This window comes from Nocardia sp. NPDC050408 (genome assembly GCF_044458905.1).
Classification (GTDB): Bacteria; Actinomycetota; Actinomycetes; order Mycobacteriales; family Mycobacteriaceae; genus Nocardia.
Map to the genome: position 1 here is coordinate 474,144 of NZ_JBITIL010000005.1, position 18,444 is coordinate 492,587.

Here is an 18,444-nt window from a genome sequence, read left to right on the forward strand (position 1 = left end):
CCGCAATCGGGCCTGATTTGCCGGATTCCGGGAGTACCGTCAGCCGGGTAGACCAGTTCCCCAGGGGGTCCGGATGGCAGCGAAGAAGCCGCTCTGCACCGTAAACGCGGTCGTCGAGGCACCGTGTGGGGTGGTGGCCGCGCTGCTCACCGCGGTGAGCGCCGGCCCGGTCGGTCCGGACAACGCCTTCTTCCTCGCCGACGGGCCCGATCCCGGGATGCGGTTGCGCGGCGGCCCGAGTGAATTCCGGGCCGCGATCGCCGGCGATCCCAATGGGATTCGGGTCCAGGTGGATCGGGCGCAGGCGATGCTCGCCGTCGAGGGGCAGCGATGGTTTCGCGCCGAATGTCGAGTGTTGCCGCATCCGAAGGGTGCTCGGGTGATCCAGCAGATGTTCAACGTCGCGACCAGTGCGCGGTGGATAGTGCCGATGATCGCACGGGGTGTCGAAGGCAAGCAGCGGGTGAGTATGCAGCGGCTACTCGACCGGATCAGTGAGCATTTGGGCTGCCCGGCTTATATGGAGTAGTGGTCTCGGGATTCGTTGTGGGCGGACGGTGTGCGGCCGAGGATGAGTTGCCCGAGTAATAAGCCGCCGCCGAGGTAACTGCGGCTCGGTGTCAGTGGCATGAAGCGGCCGATCGGGATTCCCGTATGGTCGGTCGGGTCGTCGTCGATGTCGAACTGTTCCTTGGGCATTGGTGTTCTGCTCCTCCAGAAAGAAATGGCCCGTCCGGGGACGGGCCATTCGTGTGATCAGCGGGGGCTGCGCGGGGAAATGACCAGCAGGATGCCGACCACGATGGCGGAGATCACGACGACCCAGCCGAGTGAGGCCACACCGGTGGCGGTCATGGTGGCCGGGCCGATGAAGGCCCAGATGCTCACGCCGAGGGCGAGCAGTCCGACGATCAGCAGGGAGACGGACGGCCCTCGCTTGGTGACATTGTCATCGGTGGGGTCAGCCACGGTGCACCTCCGCATTGCCGGTCCGGACATGGACTTTCAGGTCGAGCACCGGTGCGCCGTCGGCATGCGGACCGGTAATACCGGTGGGGCAGTTGACATCTCCGAGGTTGACGGTGCAATCGGTGCGTACCGCCATACCCTCGGGCAGCAGGATCTCGGCATCGCCGAGCCCGACCGCGACCTCGACGGCCCGGTTCTCGGTCAGTTTCAGCGACCGCAGATCCAATGTGCCTGTTCCCATGGTCAACTCGTACTTCGAGGAAAGGTCGGTCATCGAGGTCGGCGCCCAGGTGCGATCGCCGATAGTCGCGCTGTCGAATTCGATCGGGCCGAGCATCGAGGCCAGCACCACGAATCCGGCCAGTGGTGCGGTCAGTACGAGCAGGCCGAAGCCGCGGCGCAGGAATGCGCCGATGACCAGACCCAACCCGATCACCGCCAGCGCCACTGCGGCGATGCGTCCGGGAGTCATCCATTCGACGCCGGAGGCGGCCAGCGCACCCGCGCCGGCGGCGGCCAGGATGGCCAGGCCGAGGACCACGGGAGTGAGCCGGGAGCGGGGGCGCTTCGGCGGGGGCGCGACGATGGTGCGGGTCGGGGTGGGTTCGGGGAGATCCCAGGCGAGTGGGGCTACGCCGAGGGGGTCCCAGGAGGGTGGGGTGAGTCCGGCGGGGTGCGCAGGTGTCGCGGCCGTTGTACGGGATGGGGGAGTGCTTGTGCGCGAAGTGGATTCGGTTCGCGATGAGCTACCGCCGCTTTCCGAGTCGGTGTCGCTCGCGCCGGACGTTGCGGCAGGTTGTGCGGTGTCGCGACCTGTTGCGCCGGACGCCGTGCTCTCGTCGGCCGTCGTTCTTGCGTCGGAGGTTGTGCTTGCGCCGGAGGTCGCGCTCGTGTTGGACGTTGCGCTCGTGTTGGACGTTGCGCTCGCGCCGGACGGTCCGCCGGTCGTGTGCGGCGAGGCGGAGGCGGTAATTCCCGGCGTTGTTCCGTTGTCGGACGTTGTGGTCTCGGTGGGTGGTGCCGTGGTTTCCGCGTTGCCCTTGTCGAGCAGGACGGTGTCGGCATCTTCCTTACCCAGCAGGACGGTGTCTGGATCGGCTGGCGTAGCGCCCGCGTCGATTGGCGTGCCGTCATTTTCGATCAGTTCGGTTTCGGCGTCGCCATTTTCGGCGTCCGGCAAGCGAACTGTGTCCGAACCTGGCTGCTGCGCAGGGGTATTAGGTGCCGCTTGGGCCGGAGCGTCCGGAACATATGCGTCCGGCAACTTCGTGTACGGCGTGTACATGCTGGTCTCCGGCGCGTAGAAGTCGCCGGGCATCGTGCGCTGCGGGAATACGGCCCCGGGGTAGCCGGTCGCGGTGAGACCGCCGTCGAAGCCGCCGAGTGAACTCGTGCCGGGTGGCGGCTGTGGGTTTCGCATATGCAGCATCCACCAACCGGCCAGCATCAGCGCCATGCTGATCATGCCGGAGCCGGCCAGTCCGACGCCGACCGGTCCGATGGTGCTGACCGCGATGGCCAGTGCCACGAGCAGAACGATGGTCTTGGTCTGCGACTGCGAGCTGTGCCCCTTGCCGAACAGCGACTCGGCCGCCGAGGACTGATCCCCCGCCTCGCTGAACAGCAGCCAGGCGAGCAGGTACAGCACAATGCCCGCTCCGCCGAAGATCGTCGACACCACGAGCGCGACCCGCACGAGCACTGGATCGATCCCGTATCGCTGCCCGAATCCGGCCGCGACGCCCGCGATCGGACCTTGCCGCGGCAACCGGACGGGCCGCGACTGCCACATCTGGTGAATCTGATCGCCGAAGCTCGTTTTCGTCATGGTTTCCATACTGGGCGTGACCAGCGCTTCGGCACATCGGGGGGAACCCTGAAACTATTGCTGATCCTTTTGGACCAATCGGTCTCTTGGTTACTTAGTCGCATGGCGGATGGTAGGGGAGTTGGGGCAGGTAGCGCTGCCAGAGTTCGGGAGTCATGAGGGTGGCAGTGGCATGACAGATGCGTGCGATCGCGTGCTGCTCGTCCAGATCCCACAGTCGACGCTCGCCACCGCTACTCGACGCGGACAGATAGTCGCCGTGTGGATGGAACTGGATGAACCAGACATTGGGGCCGGGTGGCGCGATGGAGCTGGATATAAGGCGGGGATGACGGCGATCGGTGAAGTCCCACAACCGCACCGAACCATCATTTCCGCTGGTGGCCATGGTCTTGCCGTCGGGACTGAACGAGGTCGAGATGATCGCCAGATTATGTGCGGTGACCCGGTCACCGATCGGTTCGGGCGATGCCGGGTTGCTGATGTCCCAGACCTGGAAGGTTTCGTTCGCCACGGTGACGGCGGTGCGGCCGTCGGGGTGCATGATCACATCGAGCATCAGCGGCGAGTGCTCCGGCGGGGATGTACCCACCCGGACAGGGTGGTCCGGGTTCGAGATATCCCACAGGGCCAGCCTGGTTCGCAGGGCCATCGCCGGCGAACTCGGTTCGGACAGGGTCGATTCGATGATCGCGAGGGTGGGGCCGGTCGGATTGAATCCGATGGCTTGGACCTGCGCGGGTGCCACGGATGTCGGTGTCCCCAATAGCACTGGGCGGGAGCGATCCGTAATGTTCGCGAGTTGGAAGGTGTCTACCTCGGGAGCCAGAGTTTGCGCCGCCAGGGTCCAGTCGCGGTTGAAGCCCAGGCGCGACCATTGCGACGATGCCTGCCAGTCACCCGATATCCGAATGCGCTTCGGGTCGGAGATGTCGACAAGGACCATCGGGCCCGTCGGACCGTCCCGAGCTATCAGGGACCTCCCATCAGGGCTCAGGGCCCGGATCGATGATCCCGGTTTCGCCCTGAATTCCCCTATCCGGACCGGTTCCCGGGGATTACCGGTATCCCATATGGCGAATGTGCCGTCGCTGGAATCGCTCACCATTCGGGTGCCGGTGCCATCGAATATCGGACTCCTGCCCCAATCGGTGTGTCCAGTGAGAACCGCCGGAGCCAGGGACCACAGCCGCACGACGCCCTCCGTGCCGCCCACGGCCAATATCTTGCCGTCCGAGCTGAATGCCAGTCCCGTCGGTTCACCGGTACAGCGGGTGGGAATTCTCGCGTCGTTGAGGCAGCGAGCCGGAATCGCCGACAGCTGGGCGCCCAGCGGGGTCGGCTGCGCGGGGTCGGCGATATTCCATAGTTTCGCGCCGGTGGCACCACCGGTCGCCAATGTGTGGCCGTCCGGGCTGAAGGCGAGCAGGGGGACGGGCTGCTGAACCACGTTATCGACCAACGGATTTCCGAGCGGGCGCGGATGGGCGGGATTTTCGACGGCCCATAACTGGGTCACGCTGACGTAGGTGTGTCGTATGGTCAGGCGTGGACCGGCCAGGGCGAAGGTGGTGTTATCAGGACTGAACCGGATTGCTTCGACATCGTGGGTCACCTCGAATGGTGTTCCAGCGCGGGTGATTTCCCCCGCGTCCGGAACGGACCACAATTCGACCGTCGCGATACTGTGGTCCCAGTCACTGGTCGCGACCGCCAGTAGTCCTCCATTGCCGCTGAACGCGAACGCGGACAGGTCCCGATTGTGCGGCGCGGGGACGAACCGACCCTGGATCGGTTCGTCCGGGTTGTCGACATCCCATAGGGTGATGCCTTTGTCACGCGTGGACCCGACTGCCAGGGTCCGTCCGTTCGGGCTGAAGGACACCAGATAACTCGTATCGCTGGTGGTCGTCGGGGGTGATCCGAACAGCCGGGGATGCGCCGGATCACGGACATCCCACAGCTGCGGTCGCGCCGAAGTGCCGGTGGTGGCGAGCACCGTGCCAGCAGCGTTGAATGCCATGGACGCCGCCCCGGAAGGGGATTGGCGTAACGGCTCGCCGAGCGGGTGGGGATGTCGTGGATCGGCGACGTCCCAGAGGCGGATGGTGTTGTCGTTGCTCGCGGAAGCCAGCACCCGGCCGTCGGGTCGATACGCGATGGTCCTGATCCCCTCGTCGTGGGCGACGAATGGTGTTGCGAGGGCGACGTTCTGGGTCGCGAGCAACCGCGCCCGCACTTCCGGATCGCCCGGCCTGAGTTGTCCGGCAACGAGATATAGCTGCGCGGACAGCGATGGATCGATTTGTTGTAGTCGATCGGCCTCTGCTAGTACGGATCCGAAGTTCTTGTCGTTGCGTTGCTGTTTGGTGAGCTCGACCTGCGCGTAGGCGAATGTTCCGAGTACGAGTAGGCCGACGCCGAGCATGGCGAGGACTACCCGGGTCACCGACGACCTTCTGCGGGTATGCGTTCGCGCGGCTCGGGAACGCTCGAGGAAGCTGCGGATCTGGCCGCCGACCATGGGCGGATCGACATGACCGAGAGCGGTCTCGAGCCGGGTGCCCCGATAAAGCAGTGAGGGATCCTGTCCGGTCGAATCCCATTCCGCGGCATCGGCTTCCAACCGCTGCCGGACCAGGTAGCCGACGCGGTCCTCATCGATCCAGGTATGCAGTCGCGGCCACGCGTCCAGCACGATCTCGTGGGTCAGATACACCGAGTCGGAGTCGAGGGTGATCAGGCGGGTGCGGGCCAGCAGCTCCAGTGCGGCCGTGGCGGATACCGGGTCGGTGGTGCGTTGCAGCAGGTTCGGACGGACAGCGATGCGCCGGGTATCGCGCGAATCATTGGCGACGGCAACGAGTCCGAGCAGCACATCCTTCGCGCAGGACTGCTGGGTGTCGGATAGTTCGCTCCATGCCTGTTCGGCGGTGGCGGCGATGGAGCCGATGACACCGCCCGCCTTGCGATATCCGGCGACGGTCAGTTTGCGGCCTTCGCGGTGCTGCCAGGTGGCGGCCATGACGTGCGAGAGCAGCGGGAGTGCACCCGGATCGTAGCTCTGGCGGTTCTCGTGATCGCCGACTCCGCAGAGTTCGGTGATCACCAGTTCTGCCAGGCCGGACTCCAGTTCGAGCCCGGCGTGGTTGGCCGGCCCGATGAGTGCCTGGGCCAGTTCGTCCAGCCGCATGGGGCCGAGCAGATAGCCGCGGTGTTCGAGAGCGTGCTGCAGGATCGGGTAGTCGAGGCACTGGGCATAGAAATCGGCGCGCAGGGCGATGACGACGGTGAGGGCATCGTCGGCTCGAGTCGCGCAGCGGTCCAAGACATTCAGGAAAGCTTCGCGCTCGCGTTCATCCGAGCAGGCGGTGAACAACTCCTCGAACTGGTCCACGATCAGCAGCCGACGTTGATCGGCGCTCCACTGGTCGAGAGCCGCGCACACCTCGGCGGCGGATGGCTTCGCTATCGCCTTGTCCGCGTGAAAAGCCTTGGCCAGTGCGAGCAGTGGCCTCGCCCCGGGTGTCATCGCGGTGGTCGACCAGTTGTCGGTGACCGCGGGTATGAGTCCCGCGGCCAACAGCGAGGACTTGCCCGCACCCGATGCGCCGATCAGCACGACGACTCCATCCGCGTCAGCGGCGGCGTCCTGGAGCAAATCGACGAGTTCGGCAGTGGATCGGGTTCTGCCGAAGAAGATGTCCCGGTGCTGCTCGCGATAGGAGGTGAGTCCCAGGTAGGGACAGGCCGCGTCGTCCTCGTCATTCGGTGTCCAGGTGATGGCGGCCTGCCAGAGCCGTTGCCACTCACGCACTTCCAGCAACTGCCGACTGGCCTGCGACTCGGCCTTCTTGGCCAGGTCGATCAGGGTGAGTACGACCGGAAGCATCGATTCGAAGCGAGCCGGAACATTGCGCCCCGCCTTCCAATCGCTGATCCGCTGCACCGAAGCACTCGGGGCGGCCCGCTTACCTTGCGCGGCCCGCATCCGCGTTTCAGCCGCCATAGCGACCCGTCGCAGCGTCGGATTGCCCGCGGCAGCATAGAGATCGGCGAATCGGTGCGCGAAAATCGCACGCGGTGATCGGATTTCCCCCCGAGCCTCGGCGGTGGTGTCCTCGGTCACCACGTGCGCCCGATCTTTTTGGGCGACACAGACATAGGGACAACTTAGCCGGTTCGAGGTGCATGACCGGTCGAGCGGCCGTGTGATCGTCGATCACACGGCCGCTGTGGTGCTGTCGAATTACAGGAAGATCCGGTCTCCTGTCACCGCGTCGGCGGCGGTGACATCGGGTGTGTCGGCCGTGAGGGTCACATAGGACTGGATGGTGAGCCCTCCGCCGCAATTCTTGACCAGCAGGTGGTAGTCGTGACTGACCAGATAGCCGGTGCCGCCGAGAGCCAGGTCCTTGGTGCCCACTTCGATCGGCTTGATCTCGCCGGGACTGATCGACATGTCGAGACTGACTCCGGCGTAGATCTTCGGGCCGATGCTGGCATCGAAGTTCGGTGACGTCGAATCGTCACTGCCGCTGACACCGATGCTGAACCCGGCGTCGAAGCCGATCCCGGCCTGGATATCGACCGTGAGATCGAGATCGACCGCACAGGCGACGAGGTAGCCCGCCTTCATGGTGCCCCTCGCATTAGCGGGGATGGTGCCGTAGAAGGTGTTGTCCAGGAACACCTCTCGGTTGGTCGGCATTCCGTTGAGCGGGGGGACGGGGCGAAACTGCTCGTCCATATGGCCCACGGTGAGCTCGAACCCCCCTGGGCCCGTGTAGTTCTTCTCGTGCGGCGCCATCCCCTGGGCGGCGGCGAATGGCGCACCCGCCACGGCGATTCCGACCAAGGTGGCGGCGGTGAGCAGTACCGACTTGATGTTCATGATTCCTCCCCGAACCTGTGCTCGGCCCCCTGCGGCGCGAGTCCCGGTGTTCAGTGGGACGTTTCCGACCCGGAAGAAACGTATGGCGTGGGACTGTGAGCTGCCTAAGCCATTGATCGGTATTCGATCTGAAAAGCACTGGTAGACATGCCTTGCGGCAGTTATCCGGTCCGGCGGTGCCCGGGTCGGCGGCGGATCCGTCGGTTGTCCGCTGCTGACGTCGCAAGCTGTCTAGCTCGAGAGAAGAACGGCAGTTCAGCGTGGCTTTCTTGTCCGGACCGGACAGGAATCGGCGGCCTGTGCAAGATCACCACGTCTGAGAACGCCGTAGCGTTCTGCTGATATCGGTCCTACGGGGGAAACAAGTGTCACGCACCAGATTCGTCGTCAGCGCTTGCGTCGCTGCGGCATTGGCGGGTACCGCCTTCCCCGGCACTCCAGCATCGGCGGATTTGCTCCCCAATCTGACGGGCCCAGCGGTTCCCGCGATCGCCGATCTCAACGGCGACGGCTACACCGACGTCGTATTCAGTGATTTCGTGCTCGGATTCGGAGTGTCGGTTTTCTTGGGAAGGCCCGGCGGAGGCTTCCAGCCCGCCGTCCGCTACGCCACCGGCGGTCAGGCGGACTATGTCGCCATCGCGGACTTCGACCACGACGGCAAACTCGATATGGCCGTCACCAACTTCACCACGAGCGACGTCTCCATACTGATGGGCAACGGCGACGGCACCTTCGCCGAGGCCGTCGACTACGCGACGGACCTGGCCCCCGGGGCTGTGGTCGTCGGCGACTTCGACCACGACGGCAACCCTGATTTGGCCACCTCCAATCAGGCCCCGTCATGGTCGGTGCTCCGGGGCAAGGGCGATGGCACTTTCTTTTCGGCATACACCGTCTCCAGCAACCTGGGTGTCGGCTCCGGGTCCGCCGACATCGCAGACTTCGATGGGGATGGCAACCTCGACCTGCTACGCGGCAATTACGTCAACAGCACCATCCAGATCTACCGCGGTCGCGGTGACGGCACCTTCGCCGCCCCGACCACGTTCGGCGACGGTGCCCTGACCGCCTGGTACGGCATGGCGCGCGACATCAACGCCGACGGCAAGCCCGACATCCTCTTCTCCAACCTTGTCGCAGGCAGCGTATCCACGCTGTTCAACAATGGTGACGGCACCTTCGGCGCGCTCGCGGCATATCAAACCGGTGGTCTGCTCCCGCAGTGCTTCGACCTCGCCGACCTCAACGGCGACGGCATGCTCGACATGGTGGTTGCCAATGGCGGCACCTCCAGCCTCAGCGTGCTGCTCGGTACCGGCAACGGCACCTTCGGTCCGCCGCACACCTACCCCTCCGGCGGGCTCTTCCCCCTGTCCACCCCGATTCTCGCCGACTTCAACGGCGACGGAAAGATCGACACGGTCATCGGCAACACCGGCTCGGGGAACATCACCCTGCGCTACGGCAACGGCGACGGCACCTTCGGGCCCGCTATCGACTACTCCGCCTGATCGACCGCTACGGGGCCCTGTCACCGGCGAAGATCAGGGTGATTCCTGATGGTCGGTTGTCGGTGGGCCGTGCCAGTATCGAAGGCATGTACCCGTCCGTGCCCGCGTTCGATGCTGCTCGGGGGGCCGATCCACGGGGGTTCGGCGCCGCGCCCGGGTTCACGCCCGGTCCTGGCCGCTTCGGTGCCGCGCCGGCGCTCGCGCCCACACCGCCGTATCCGCGGATGGTGCGGCGTTCGGGTGGCCGGATCGTGGGGGGTGTGGCCGGCGGTGTCGCCGATCATCTCGGGCTCGATGTATTCAAGGTGCGGATGGCATTCGTATTGCTGTCCGCGCTCGCGGGGGCGGGGATCGTCGCCTACGGGATGCTGTGGATCTTCACTCCGGGCGGCCACGATGCGGTGAAGCCGACCGGTAAGGAGCGTCGGCAGGCGATCGGGTTGGCCCTGCTCGGACTCGGGCTCGCGGTCGGGGTGTCGTGGCTGTTCAGCGGTACCGCGGCGAAGGTGATCGTGCCGATCGTCGTGGTGGCGGTGGGTGCGGCGCTGGTGTGGCGCGAATATGACACCGACGGCCCGCGGTCGCTGCTCGGCCTGCCAGCGCGTCCCTCGGTGGTGACTTGGGCGCGCATCGTCGCCGGGATCACCATGATCGTGCTCGGACTCGGTGTGGTGGTGCTGGCCAGGATCGATCTGAGCTCGCTCGGCTCGGCGCTGATCGCGGTGGCGGTCACGCTGATCGGTGCCGGTCTGCTGACGGTGCCGCTGTGGCTGCGCATGATGCGCGCGCTGAATGCCGAGCGCGCGGCCCGCATTCGCAATGAGGAACGCGAGGAAATCGCGTCCCACCTGCATGATTCGGTGCTGCAGACCTTGGCGCTCATCCAGCGTCAAGCCGACGATCCGCAAGAGGTTGCCCGGCTGGCGCGCAGTCAGGAGCGGGAACTGCGCCGCTGGCTCTTCGAGGATTCCGGGCCGGCACAGTCGAGCCTGGCCGTGGCGCTGCGCACGATCGCGGGCGAGGTCGAGGATCAGCACGGAGTGAAGGTGACTCCGGTCACCGTCGGCGATGTGACGATGGACGGCGCCGACAGCGGATCCGGCCTGCCGAAGGAGCATTTCACCGCATTGCTCGGCGCGAGCCGGGAGGCGCTGGTGAATGCCGCCAAACATGCGGGCGTCCCGGAGATCGATCTGTTCGCCGAGGCGGAACCGCATCAGGTGAGCATCTTCGTGCGCGATCGCGGAGCCGGATTCGATATCGCGGCGGTGCCACAGGATCGGCGGGGTGTCGCGAAATCTATTCGGGCCAGGATCGAGCGGCGCGGCGGTCAAGTGGAGATACTGTCCACGCCCGGTCGGGGCACCGAGGTGCGGATCATTATGCCGCGAACCGATTCCGGTGATCAGGATCGGGCCGACGAGGCGTCGGTGGGGGACGAACAGTGTGATGAGGTGCGACAGTCGGTTCGCAATCGTCAATGATCGTGCCCGTCGTGCGACGGGCTCCGTGCTGACGGCGTTCGGCCGTGAGACGGGTTACATGATCTGCCGTGGGCCGATGATGTCGCATCGCCGGAACTCGGGACGCTGTCGAAGGCGTTCGGATCGGGCCGTTCGCGCGAGCGGTCCGGTTGGTGGGAAGCGCATTCGAGGCGTCGCATCGGTCGCTCCGATGACGCGGCACGGTTGGTGACTTTGGATGACGACAGATGCGGTGGCAGTTGTGGTACCGATGAAGTGCGGACGGCCTGCGGGCGGTCCGTGCGTCAGGGTGGGTCGCTCCACCGAGGGTGAGGAGAAGTAGGTGGCCGTGCGGGTCTTTCTCGTCGATGATCACGCCGTGTTCCGATCGGGCGTGCGGGCCGAATTGAGCCGGGAGACCGATATGGAGGTCGTCGGGGAGGCCGGGGGCGTGGCCGAGGCGGTCGCCGGAATCAATGCCGCGCGTCCGGATGTCGTACTGCTCGATGTGCACATGCCCGACGGTGGCGGGGTCGCGGTGCTGTCGGGCATCGATGACGGTCCGGTATGCCTGGCATTGAGCGTCTCCGACGCCGCCGAGGATGTGATCGCGGTGATCCGTGCGGGTGCGCGCGGCTATGTGACCAAGACGATTTCGGGATCCGAACTGGCCGATGGTATTCGACGGGTCGCCGGTGGCGATGCAGTGTTCAGCCCGCGGTTGGCCGGTTTCGTACTCGACTCGTTCACCGGCAAATCGCCGGTGCCGGAGCCGCCGCTGGATCCCGAACTGGATTCGCTCACCCCGCGCGAACTGGAGGTGCTGCGGCTGCTCGCCCGCGGCTACACCTATCGGGAAATCGCGGAGAAGCTCTTTATCTCGGTGAAAACCGTTGAGACACACGCCTCCAACGTGCTTCGCAAGACCCAGCAGTCCAACCGCAACGCGCTCACCCGTTGGGCCCACCGGCGCCGCATCGACTGACTTCGCGCATTCTGGCGCGCCGCGTACGTATTCGCTCGCCGCGCACGGTTTCGCCCGGCAAGTTGGTGCGCTGCGGACAAGTTCGTGCGTGCCGGGTCGGTTTGTGGGCGGCGGGCCGTTTGTGCGTGCCGGGCGAATTTGTGCGTGCGGGTCAGTTTGTGCACGACGGGCGGTTCGTGCGTGCCGGGCCGGTCTGCGGCGGGCCGGTTTGTGCGCGGCGAGCCCAGCTCGTCCGCTCGGTGCCAGAGTTGGTGCATGCACGCCACGCCATTTCGTTCGCGGCGCGGTGCAATTTGTGGCGTGGTGCCATTTCGTACGTAGTGCAAGGTTGCGTACTCGAAGCGTGCCTGCTGCGCAGTCATGCGGCAGCTGAAAGGCTGCGGCGCAGCGGATTACATCATCGCGATGATGATGGCGATGATAAGGACCAGGCCGATCAGCAGGCCGATGGCGATGGCGAGCGGGGCGTTGCTCGCTTCCTTCGACTTCGCCTTCGGGCGCTGGGGTGCCGCGGCCGCGGGGCCGGAGGTGTTGCTGCGGTGTGGGCGCGGCAGCGGAGTCGAGTGCGGACTGCGCAGGCCTGATGCCGAATTGCGGGCGGCCCATGCCGGAATGGTGCCGTCCTCGGTGCGCACCGGAGCGCCGAGGATATACGGTCCGGTGCCGGGACCGAATGCGGCGGTGAGGATTTCGTCGCGCGCCTCAGCCATGGTCGGCCTGCGCTGCGGGGCGGGTTCCATCATGTGCAGCAGCGCGTTGGTGAGCATGCCGCTGCGGCTGGGCGGGATGATCTGGGCCATGGCCGCGCGATAGACCACGGCATCGGTGTCGTCGTCCATACCGAACGGCGGTTGTCCTTCGATCGCGGTGTAGAGCGTGGCGCCGAGGGAGAACACATCGCTGGCCGTGGTCGGCTGCGCGCCGCGCGCCACCTCAGGGGGGAGATAGGCAGGGGTGCCGGTGATCACGCCGTCCGGTTCGTCGGGGTTTTCGGTCGCACCACGCGAGATGCCGAAGTCGCTGAGCTTGGCCATCCCGACGACGGGTCCGCGGTCGGCGACGAGAATATTGCCCGGTTTGATATCGCGGTGCACGATGCCCGCGGCGTGCGCGGCCGCCAACGCATCGGCGACCTGCGCCCCGATCTGCGCCACCTCGATCGGCGGCAGCGCGTTCACCAGCGCCAATGCCCTTGCGACACTGCGTGATGGCAGATGCTCCATCACCAGCCAAGGTTCGCCGGCCTCCAGCACCACGTCGTAGACGGCGATGGCGTGCTCATGCGAGAGCTTGGCCGCGACCCGGCCCTCGTGCATGATCTGGTTGCGGATCTCATTGGCCTGCGCCTCCGGGAGTCCGGCGGTGGAAAGCACCTGTTTGATCGCGACGTCCCGGTTGAGCAGGCGATCGTGTGCGAGCCATACCGCACCCATACCGCCGCCGCCCAGCTTCGACTGCAGACGGTAGCGGCCGGCAACCAGATAATCGGGGCCGACAATAGGACGAGCGCGTTCGGTCACGGGTGCAGGTTAGCGGAAAACGTGGCCAGCTGGCCTGATTCGCGCCGTGCCGGTTATTGCGTCAGCAGACGATCCGGGTGCATACCGTCCACCATGCCGATGAAGGGCGGATGAATGCTGTAGCCGAGCATGCGCCGGATTTCGGGTGATACCGCGCGCACCGTATCGCGATCGGTCGAGAGAGTAAAGGCCTCCTGGGTGCGCAACCACGGCTCGCAGTACTGCGCGGTGGCGGCCAATCGCGTGCTAGCCGAGCGGTTCGCGCCGCCGCCGTGCCAGAGGGTGCCGAGGAAGAATACGCACGATCCGGCGGGCATGACGCCGGGTACGCGCACATCGTCCTCCTGTGGCGTCCGACCGTCCGGCCAGCGATGACTGCCCGGGATGAGCATCGTCGCGCCGTTTTCGGCGGTGAATTCGTCGAGCGCCCAGATGGTGGCCGCCGACAATGCCTTTCGTGGTCGCGGCACGGGATAGAAGCCGTCGTCGGGATGCAGGAGCTGGGCGTTTTCGCCGGGGGCGATATTGATGATTTGCAACTGCGACAGCAGATATCCGGGCAGCAGAAGTCGATCCAAGAGGGCGAGCACGCGGGGATGGTCGACCAGCTGATCGACCATGCGCGTCTTGCCGAGCACGCTGTAGAGCCGCTGAGTCCGGTGGCCCTCGAACGCATTTCGCCCGTTCGGGCCGAGCAGGGGCAGGAGTTCTGCGCGCAGTGCCGCACACTGCGCCGAGTCGAGCAGGCCCTCGAGGATCACGTAGCCGTCGCGATCGAGCGCGGTGAGATCGGCGTCCATCTGCGCGGCGGGGACATCGCGTGCTTCGTGGATCGCGCGATGGGTTCGAGACAGGTTGCCCGCGAGGTCCTCGAGTCGTTCGACCTCCGGTTGTGTATAGCTCATTGTTCTTCCTTCCCTGCGCCGGTTGCCCCGGCCACGAATTCCCATACCTGATCGGCGACGACGGCACGGTCCGGGCGCGGACTGCGGGTGAGCGCCACCGCAACGGCCATATGCACACCACCGAGGACGGCCGCGACGAGCAATTCCGGATCGCGGTCCGCGGGCACCATGCCCTGGCGCTGGCCTTGCGCCATATTTCGGATGCCGACCTCGATCGCCTGCTGCAGCCGTTGCCGTTCCACGCCCGCCGCCTCGGCGTCACCGAATCGTCCGAGTGCGACGGGGGCGAGCGGATCGTCGTAGAGGAAGTTCACCCAGGCAACCACGCGCGCGTGTTCGCGTTCGCGCCAATCCTTTCCGGCGAATTCCGCATAGGTGACGTTTTCGCCGAGTCGGTCGTAGAAGTCGGTGATGACGGCGGTGAGCAGGCCGCTGCGCGAGCCGAAGTATCGGTAGGGCAGCCCGACGCTGACCCCGGCGCGGCGGGCGACGGCGGCAACCTCGAGTTCGCCGGTCTCGCTCAGCTCCGCGTGCGCCGCCTCCAGCAGCCGTCTGCGTGCTGTCGCGCCGCGTCCGGTCCATTCCTGGTCGGTCATGACTGCGCCTCGCTGGCGCTCGCCTCCGTCATGGCCGACATGTCGGTTGTGTCTCGCTCGTTCATGATCCGATCTTAAGTTGAGTTCAACTCAAAAACAACAGCAGCATTGCGAAGTGATCGAGGCCCACGCGCGTACTTGACGGAAGTCGGGGGTGGGTTTCTACTGAGCGAGTATCGAACGTATATTCGATAGCGATCGATAGCTGGATCGGTGCTGAACTCTTGTTCGTGGAGGTTCGGGCCGCGCCTTCGCCTCGGGTCCATCGTTGGAAGTAGGTGGTTGTGATGGGTTCGGATGAGGATTCAGGGGCGGGGAGACGGCGGGACAGGACGCCGCCGAGGGATAAACCGACACTGGATGAGCTGCGCCGACGGATGGCGGCGATCCCCGGGCGCGGGGAAGCGGCGGCCGAGCGGATTCCGCGCGCCGCCGAATTGCGCAGGGAAGCGCTCGCGGTGCCGCCCGCCCTTGCCGAGCTGTTGCCTGACGGCGGCCTGGTCAAGGGGTCGGTGGTGGCCTATTCGGGTGCGAGTTCGCTGCTGGCTGGCCTGCTCGCCGCGGTGACCGAGGGCGGTGGGCATGCCGCGGTGGTCGGAATGCCGCGGCTCGGGCTGCTCGCCGCGGTCGAGATGGGGGCGCAGTTGCAGCGTCTCGCCGTCGTCGCCGATCCCGGGCCGGATCCGGTAGAGGTGGCCGCGGTGTTGCTCGACGGCCTCGATCTGGTGGTGCTCGGCCTCGCCGGCGCCGCCGTCGCTCCGTCCCGCACCCGCGTCATCGCCGCACGTGCGCGCAGCAAAGGGGCCACTCTGGTAGTTACCGACGGCCGCTGGCCCAATCCGTCCCTGCGCGTGGATACCCGCATCGCCGGGTACGGCGGACTCGGCGCGGGCCGGGGCCGCCTCCGCTCGCTCCGCCTGGAGGTCGCGGTCCGCGGCAAGGCCGGCCCACCCTGCCACGGCCGAATCGAACTGCGTTCCGGTTCGAGCAGAGTGGAATGGGTGGCACTGGAAACGGTCGCCGCGGCCGATGAAGCGACCGTCGAGGCGCACGGTGCGGCGTCATGAGTCGGTCCTCGGCGACTGCGCGTCATGAGTTCTGCTGCGCGAAGCGGCCTTCCCCGTCGATTCGGAGTTCGACGCGGCGGCGAGCCAAGGCGAGCGCAGTGCCGCCCGCGAGTGAGGTGACGTTCGGTGCGCTGGCGTGATTCGGACGCAGTGACACTCGCTGCCACAAGCAACGGTCGTTGGCGAACAACGGCCGACTGTCGCATCGGTCCCGGATTCGGACGGTGCGGCAGCACTGGGGCCGATGGTCCGTCACGGGGTGCCCAGTTGTTGTGCGGGGTGCCCGGAGGGGTGGGGTGGTGATCCGGCCGAGTCGGGTGGGTGGGGCGCGGGTGCTGGCCCTGTGGTGTCCGGACTGGTCGGCGGTGACGGCGGCGGTGGCGCGGGTGCCCGCTACGCGGCCGGTCGCGGTGCTGTTCGCCAATAAGGTGGTGGAGTGTTCGGCCATTGCCAGGGCCGAGGGGGTGCGGCGTGGGCTGACCAAGCGCGAGGCACAGGCGCGGTGTCCGAATGTGTATGTCGCGCAGGTGGATCCGGATCGCGATGCGCGATTGTTCGAGCCGGTGGTGGCGGCCATCGATGCGACGGTGCCGGGGGTGGAGGTGCTGCGTCCGGGGCTGTTGGTGCTCGGTGCGCGGGGTGCGGCACGGTTTTTCGGGTCCGAGGAGGCGGCGGCCGAACGGCTCCTCGACGCGGCCGCGGCGGTGGGGGTGGAGGCGCAGATCGGCATTGCCGACGAGTTGTCCACGGCGGTGATCGCGGCGCGTTTCACCGCGATCGTGCCGCCCGGCGGGGGTGCGCGTTTTCTGGCGCCGCTGCCGGTGCGCGAACTCGCACTGGAACCGAGTCTGTCCGCACCGGAGCGCACCGATCTGGTTGATCTGTTGCACCGCTTGGGATTACGGCGGATCGGTGATTTCGCCGCGCTGACCCCGAGCGAGGTCACCTCGCGCTTCGGCGCCGATGCCGTGCTGGCACATCGCTGCGCAAGGGCCGTGCCGGAGCGTCCGCCGTCCGCGCGTCGGCCGCCGAAGGATCTGACGGTGCAGTACCGCTGCGATCCGCCGATCGATCGGGTCGATTCCGCTGCCTTCGCGGGACGCATGCTCGCCGCCCAGTTGCACGAGGCGCTGTCCAAAGCCTCGATGGCCTGCACCCGGTTGTCGGTGTTCGCGGAAACCGAGGCGGGCGAACAACTGTCGCGCATCTGGCGGTGCGCCGAACCGCTGACCCCGGAGGGCACCGCAGATCGGGTGCGCTGGCAACTGGACGGCTGGCTCACCCGCCGCGACCGGCCGACCGCACCGATCACACTGCTGCGCCTGGAACCCGTCGAAGTCGTTGCGGCGAGCGCACTTCAGCTCGGTCTATGGGGCGGCGTCGGCGAGCAGGACGAGCGGGCCCGCCGCGCCCTGATCCGGGTGCAGGGTCTGCTCGGCGGCGAGGCGGTCCAGGTCGGCGTGCTCAGCGGCGGTCGTGGACCCGCCGAACGCATCACCATGGTCGCCCTCGGTGACGAGCCGATTCCGGCCGCCGACCCGGCCCTGCCGTGGCCCGGTCGCCTGCCCCGCCCCGCACCAGCGGTGATCCTGGTGAACCGGCCGGTGGTGTGTCTGGAGGCCGCCGACGGGACGCCCGTGCAGGTCACCGACCGCGGCCTTTTCACCACCGACCCAGCCCTGCTGCGCTGGGGCAGCAAGCAGTGGCCTCTTGCGGGCTGGGCTGGTCCATGGCCGGTGGACGAACATTGGTGGACCCCGGAATCCGCCACCCTCTGCGCCGGCATCGCCGCCCGCATTCAAGTGCAACTCGCCGGGGAACCAGCCGATGTCCGTGTGCTGCTGCTCATCTACAACGATCAGACCTGGCGCGCCGAGGGGCTTTACGACTGACTACGTGCGCGACCACACCAGCGCCAGCGTGAACGGATGTCCGCGCAGCTGCGCCCATTTCGGTTTGGCCGCGATCCACGCGTCATCCACCAGCGCCTCGACCATCTCGGTGAGCACCCAGCCCGCCGCCGATGCCGCAGACACCTGCTCGCTGATCAAATGCAGATGTGTGCTGATCGCGACCGGCTCACCGGACGCGGGTGTGTAGTGCGTCGGCATGCCGGTCACCATCATGAACTGCGGGTGATAGCTGACCGTGACACAAATGCCGCCGGGTGCGGCCAGCCGCCAGGCTTCGGCGTAGAAGGGCGTCAGATCGTCCAGGTGCTCGTCGATCAGCGAGGAGATCACCAAATCGTATGCGCCACTTGTCAATCCGGTGTCACGCACGTCCGCCTGGGCAAGGGTGGTGTGCACCCCGCGCTCCCGTGCGCGCGTCAGCATTCCGGCGCTCACGTCGACGCCATCGATATGGCGAATTCCCTTCTCCCGCAACCAAGCTCCGGTCCGCCCGGTCCCGCAGCCGAGATCCGCGGCGCGTTGTACCCCAACCCAATCCGGTTGCCGCAGCCGATTCAGCAAGGCGAGATCCATCTCGTCCATGACGGTCTGCTCATACGTCGGCGCCCATCCGTCGTATCCGGCGGCGACGTCGACGGTGTGATAGTTGCGGCGATCGAAGTCGGCGAAGGAGGGCATGGCCGCAGTATTGTCGCGACACCCCGGCATTTGCCAGCCAATTTCGGTACCCGAGAACGACTTCGTCGAGCCGCCGCATGTGGTTGTGGCGGCGGGGGATGTCTGGGGCTAG

15 protein-coding genes are annotated in these 18,444 nt (G+C 66.5%); 6 read left to right on the plus strand and 9 right to left on the minus strand.

Going from position 1 to position 18,444, the window contains the following annotated elements; all coding sequences use genetic code 11:
* Positions 1-73: 73 nt before the first annotated feature.
* On the plus strand, positions 74-529 hold the full coding sequence (locus tag ACIBJI_RS18555) for a hypothetical protein (protein WP_364346311.1): 456 nt from the start codon (positions 74-76) through the stop codon (positions 527-529).
* Here the strand turns inward: ACIBJI_RS18555 and ACIBJI_RS18560 are convergent.
* From ACIBJI_RS18560 to ACIBJI_RS18580, 5 genes are all read right to left on the minus strand, one after another.
* A complete protein-coding gene (locus tag ACIBJI_RS18560; protein WP_397084993.1) occupies positions 517-699 on the minus strand; it encodes a hypothetical protein in 183 nt (60 codons plus the stop codon). The two genes, ACIBJI_RS18555 and ACIBJI_RS18560, sit on opposite strands and share 13 nt — an antisense overlap.
* Before the next feature lie 57 nt (positions 700-756).
* Positions 757-969: a hypothetical protein gene (locus tag ACIBJI_RS18565; RefSeq protein ID WP_364346315.1), complete on the minus strand. Its 213-nt coding sequence runs from the start codon at positions 967-969 to the stop codon at positions 757-759.
* Positions 962-2,806 (minus strand): PspC domain-containing protein, encoded by a 1,845-nt coding sequence (locus ACIBJI_RS18570; protein WP_364346317.1) that lies wholly within the window; start codon positions 2,804-2,806, stop codon positions 962-964. Before ACIBJI_RS18570 ends, ACIBJI_RS18565 begins: the two co-directional genes overlap by 8 nt.
* Positions 2,807-2,891: 85 nt before the next feature.
* Positions 2,892-6,926 carry an AAA family ATPase gene (locus ACIBJI_RS18575; RefSeq protein WP_397084995.1) on the minus strand — a complete coding sequence of 1,345 codons (4,035 nt, stop codon included), beginning with the start codon at positions 6,924-6,926 and terminating at the stop codon, positions 2,892-2,894.
* 120 nt (positions 6,927-7,046) lie between these two features.
* Positions 7,047-7,691 carry an MspA family porin gene (locus ACIBJI_RS18580; RefSeq protein WP_397084997.1) on the minus strand — a complete coding sequence of 215 codons (645 nt, stop codon included), beginning with the start codon at positions 7,689-7,691 and terminating at the stop codon, positions 7,047-7,049.
* A gap of 365 nt (positions 7,692-8,056) precedes the next feature.
* Between ACIBJI_RS18580 and ACIBJI_RS18585 the strand changes: the two genes are divergently transcribed.
* The 3 genes from ACIBJI_RS18585 (at position 8,057) to ACIBJI_RS18595 (ending at position 11,653) form a co-directional block, all read left to right on the plus strand.
* Positions 8,057-9,205 (plus strand): FG-GAP repeat domain-containing protein, encoded by a 1,149-nt coding sequence (locus tag ACIBJI_RS18585; RefSeq protein WP_397084999.1) that lies wholly within the window; start codon positions 8,057-8,059, stop codon positions 9,203-9,205.
* Between the two features lie 86 nt (positions 9,206-9,291).
* Entirely contained in the window at positions 9,292-10,689 is a 1,398-nt protein-coding gene (locus ACIBJI_RS18590) for a PspC domain-containing protein (RefSeq protein WP_396957479.1), read from the plus strand.
* Between the two features lie 328 nt (positions 10,690-11,017).
* The gene (locus ACIBJI_RS18595; RefSeq protein WP_062983336.1) at positions 11,018-11,653 is read left to right on the plus strand and encodes a response regulator transcription factor; all 636 of its coding nucleotides are present in this window, start codon (positions 11,018-11,020) and stop codon (positions 11,651-11,653) included.
* A 392-nt stretch (positions 11,654-12,045) separates the two neighbouring features.
* Here the strand turns inward: ACIBJI_RS18595 and ACIBJI_RS18600 are convergent, their stop codons facing one another.
* From ACIBJI_RS18600 to ACIBJI_RS18610, 3 genes are read right to left on the minus strand one after another with little or no spacing between them, the layout of a single operon-like run.
* Positions 12,046-13,173: a serine/threonine-protein kinase gene (locus ACIBJI_RS18600; RefSeq protein ID WP_364346325.1), complete on the minus strand. Its 1,128-nt coding sequence runs from the start codon at positions 13,171-13,173 to the stop codon at positions 12,046-12,048.
* A 53-nt stretch (positions 13,174-13,226) separates the two neighbouring features.
* Positions 13,227-14,078, minus strand: coding sequence for a phytanoyl-CoA dioxygenase family protein (locus ACIBJI_RS18605; RefSeq protein WP_364346327.1), 852 nt, complete (start codon positions 14,076-14,078; stop codon positions 13,227-13,229).
* Positions 14,075-14,674, minus strand: coding sequence for a TetR/AcrR family transcriptional regulator (locus tag ACIBJI_RS18610; RefSeq protein WP_364346329.1), 600 nt, complete (start codon positions 14,672-14,674; stop codon positions 14,075-14,077). Before ACIBJI_RS18610 ends, ACIBJI_RS18605 begins: the two co-directional genes overlap by 4 nt.
* Before the next feature lie 287 nt (positions 14,675-14,961).
* On the opposite strand from ACIBJI_RS18610, the gene ACIBJI_RS18615 reads away from it, so the two are divergent.
* Both ACIBJI_RS18615 and ACIBJI_RS18620 read left to right on the plus strand, forming a co-directional pair.
* The gene (locus ACIBJI_RS18615) at positions 14,962-15,741 is read left to right on the plus strand and encodes a hypothetical protein (RefSeq protein WP_397085001.1); all 780 of its coding nucleotides are present in this window, start codon (positions 14,962-14,964) and stop codon (positions 15,739-15,741) included.
* Between the two features lie 299 nt (positions 15,742-16,040).
* A complete protein-coding gene (locus tag ACIBJI_RS18620) occupies positions 16,041-17,633 on the plus strand; it encodes a DNA polymerase Y family protein (RefSeq protein ID WP_364346333.1) in 1,593 nt (530 codons plus the stop codon).
* Here ACIBJI_RS18620 and ACIBJI_RS18625 read toward each other — a convergent pair whose 3' ends face one another.
* Positions 17,634-18,332 carry a class I SAM-dependent methyltransferase gene (locus tag ACIBJI_RS18625; protein ID WP_364346335.1) on the minus strand — a complete coding sequence of 233 codons (699 nt, stop codon included), beginning with the start codon at positions 18,330-18,332 and terminating at the stop codon, positions 17,634-17,636. It abuts the gene before it with no gap.
* Positions 18,333-18,444: the final 112 nt, after the last annotated feature.

Excerpts from the sequence above, each read along its gene's own strand:
- ACIBJI_RS18560 (WP_397084993.1), bottom strand. The coding sequence starts at position 699 with ATGCCCAAGGAACAGTTCGACATCGACGACGACCCGACCGACCATACG.
- ACIBJI_RS18580 (WP_397084997.1), bottom strand. The coding sequence starts at position 7,691 with ATGAACATCAAGTCGGTACTGCTCACCGCCGCCACCTTGGTCGGAATC.
- ACIBJI_RS18590 (WP_396957479.1), top strand. The coding sequence starts at position 9,292 with ATGTACCCGTCCGTGCCCGCGTTCGATGCTGCTCGGGGGGCCGATCCA.
- ACIBJI_RS18570 (WP_364346317.1), bottom strand. The coding sequence starts at position 2,806 with ATGGAAACCATGACGAAAACGAGCTTCGGCGATCAGATTCACCAGATG.
- ACIBJI_RS18605 (WP_364346327.1), bottom strand. The coding sequence starts at position 14,078 with ATGAGCTATACACAACCGGAGGTCGAACGACTCGAGGACCTCGCGGGC.
- ACIBJI_RS18610 (WP_364346329.1), bottom strand. The coding sequence starts at position 14,674 with ATGACCGACCAGGAATGGACCGGACGCGGCGCGACAGCACGCAGACGG.
- ACIBJI_RS18615 (WP_397085001.1), top strand. The coding sequence starts at position 14,962 with ATGGGTTCGGATGAGGATTCAGGGGCGGGGAGACGGCGGGACAGGACG.
- ACIBJI_RS18625 (WP_364346335.1), bottom strand. The coding sequence starts at position 18,332 with ATGCCCTCCTTCGCCGACTTCGATCGCCGCAACTATCACACCGTCGAC.
- ACIBJI_RS18555 (WP_364346311.1), top strand. The coding sequence starts at position 74 with ATGGCAGCGAAGAAGCCGCTCTGCACCGTAAACGCGGTCGTCGAGGCA.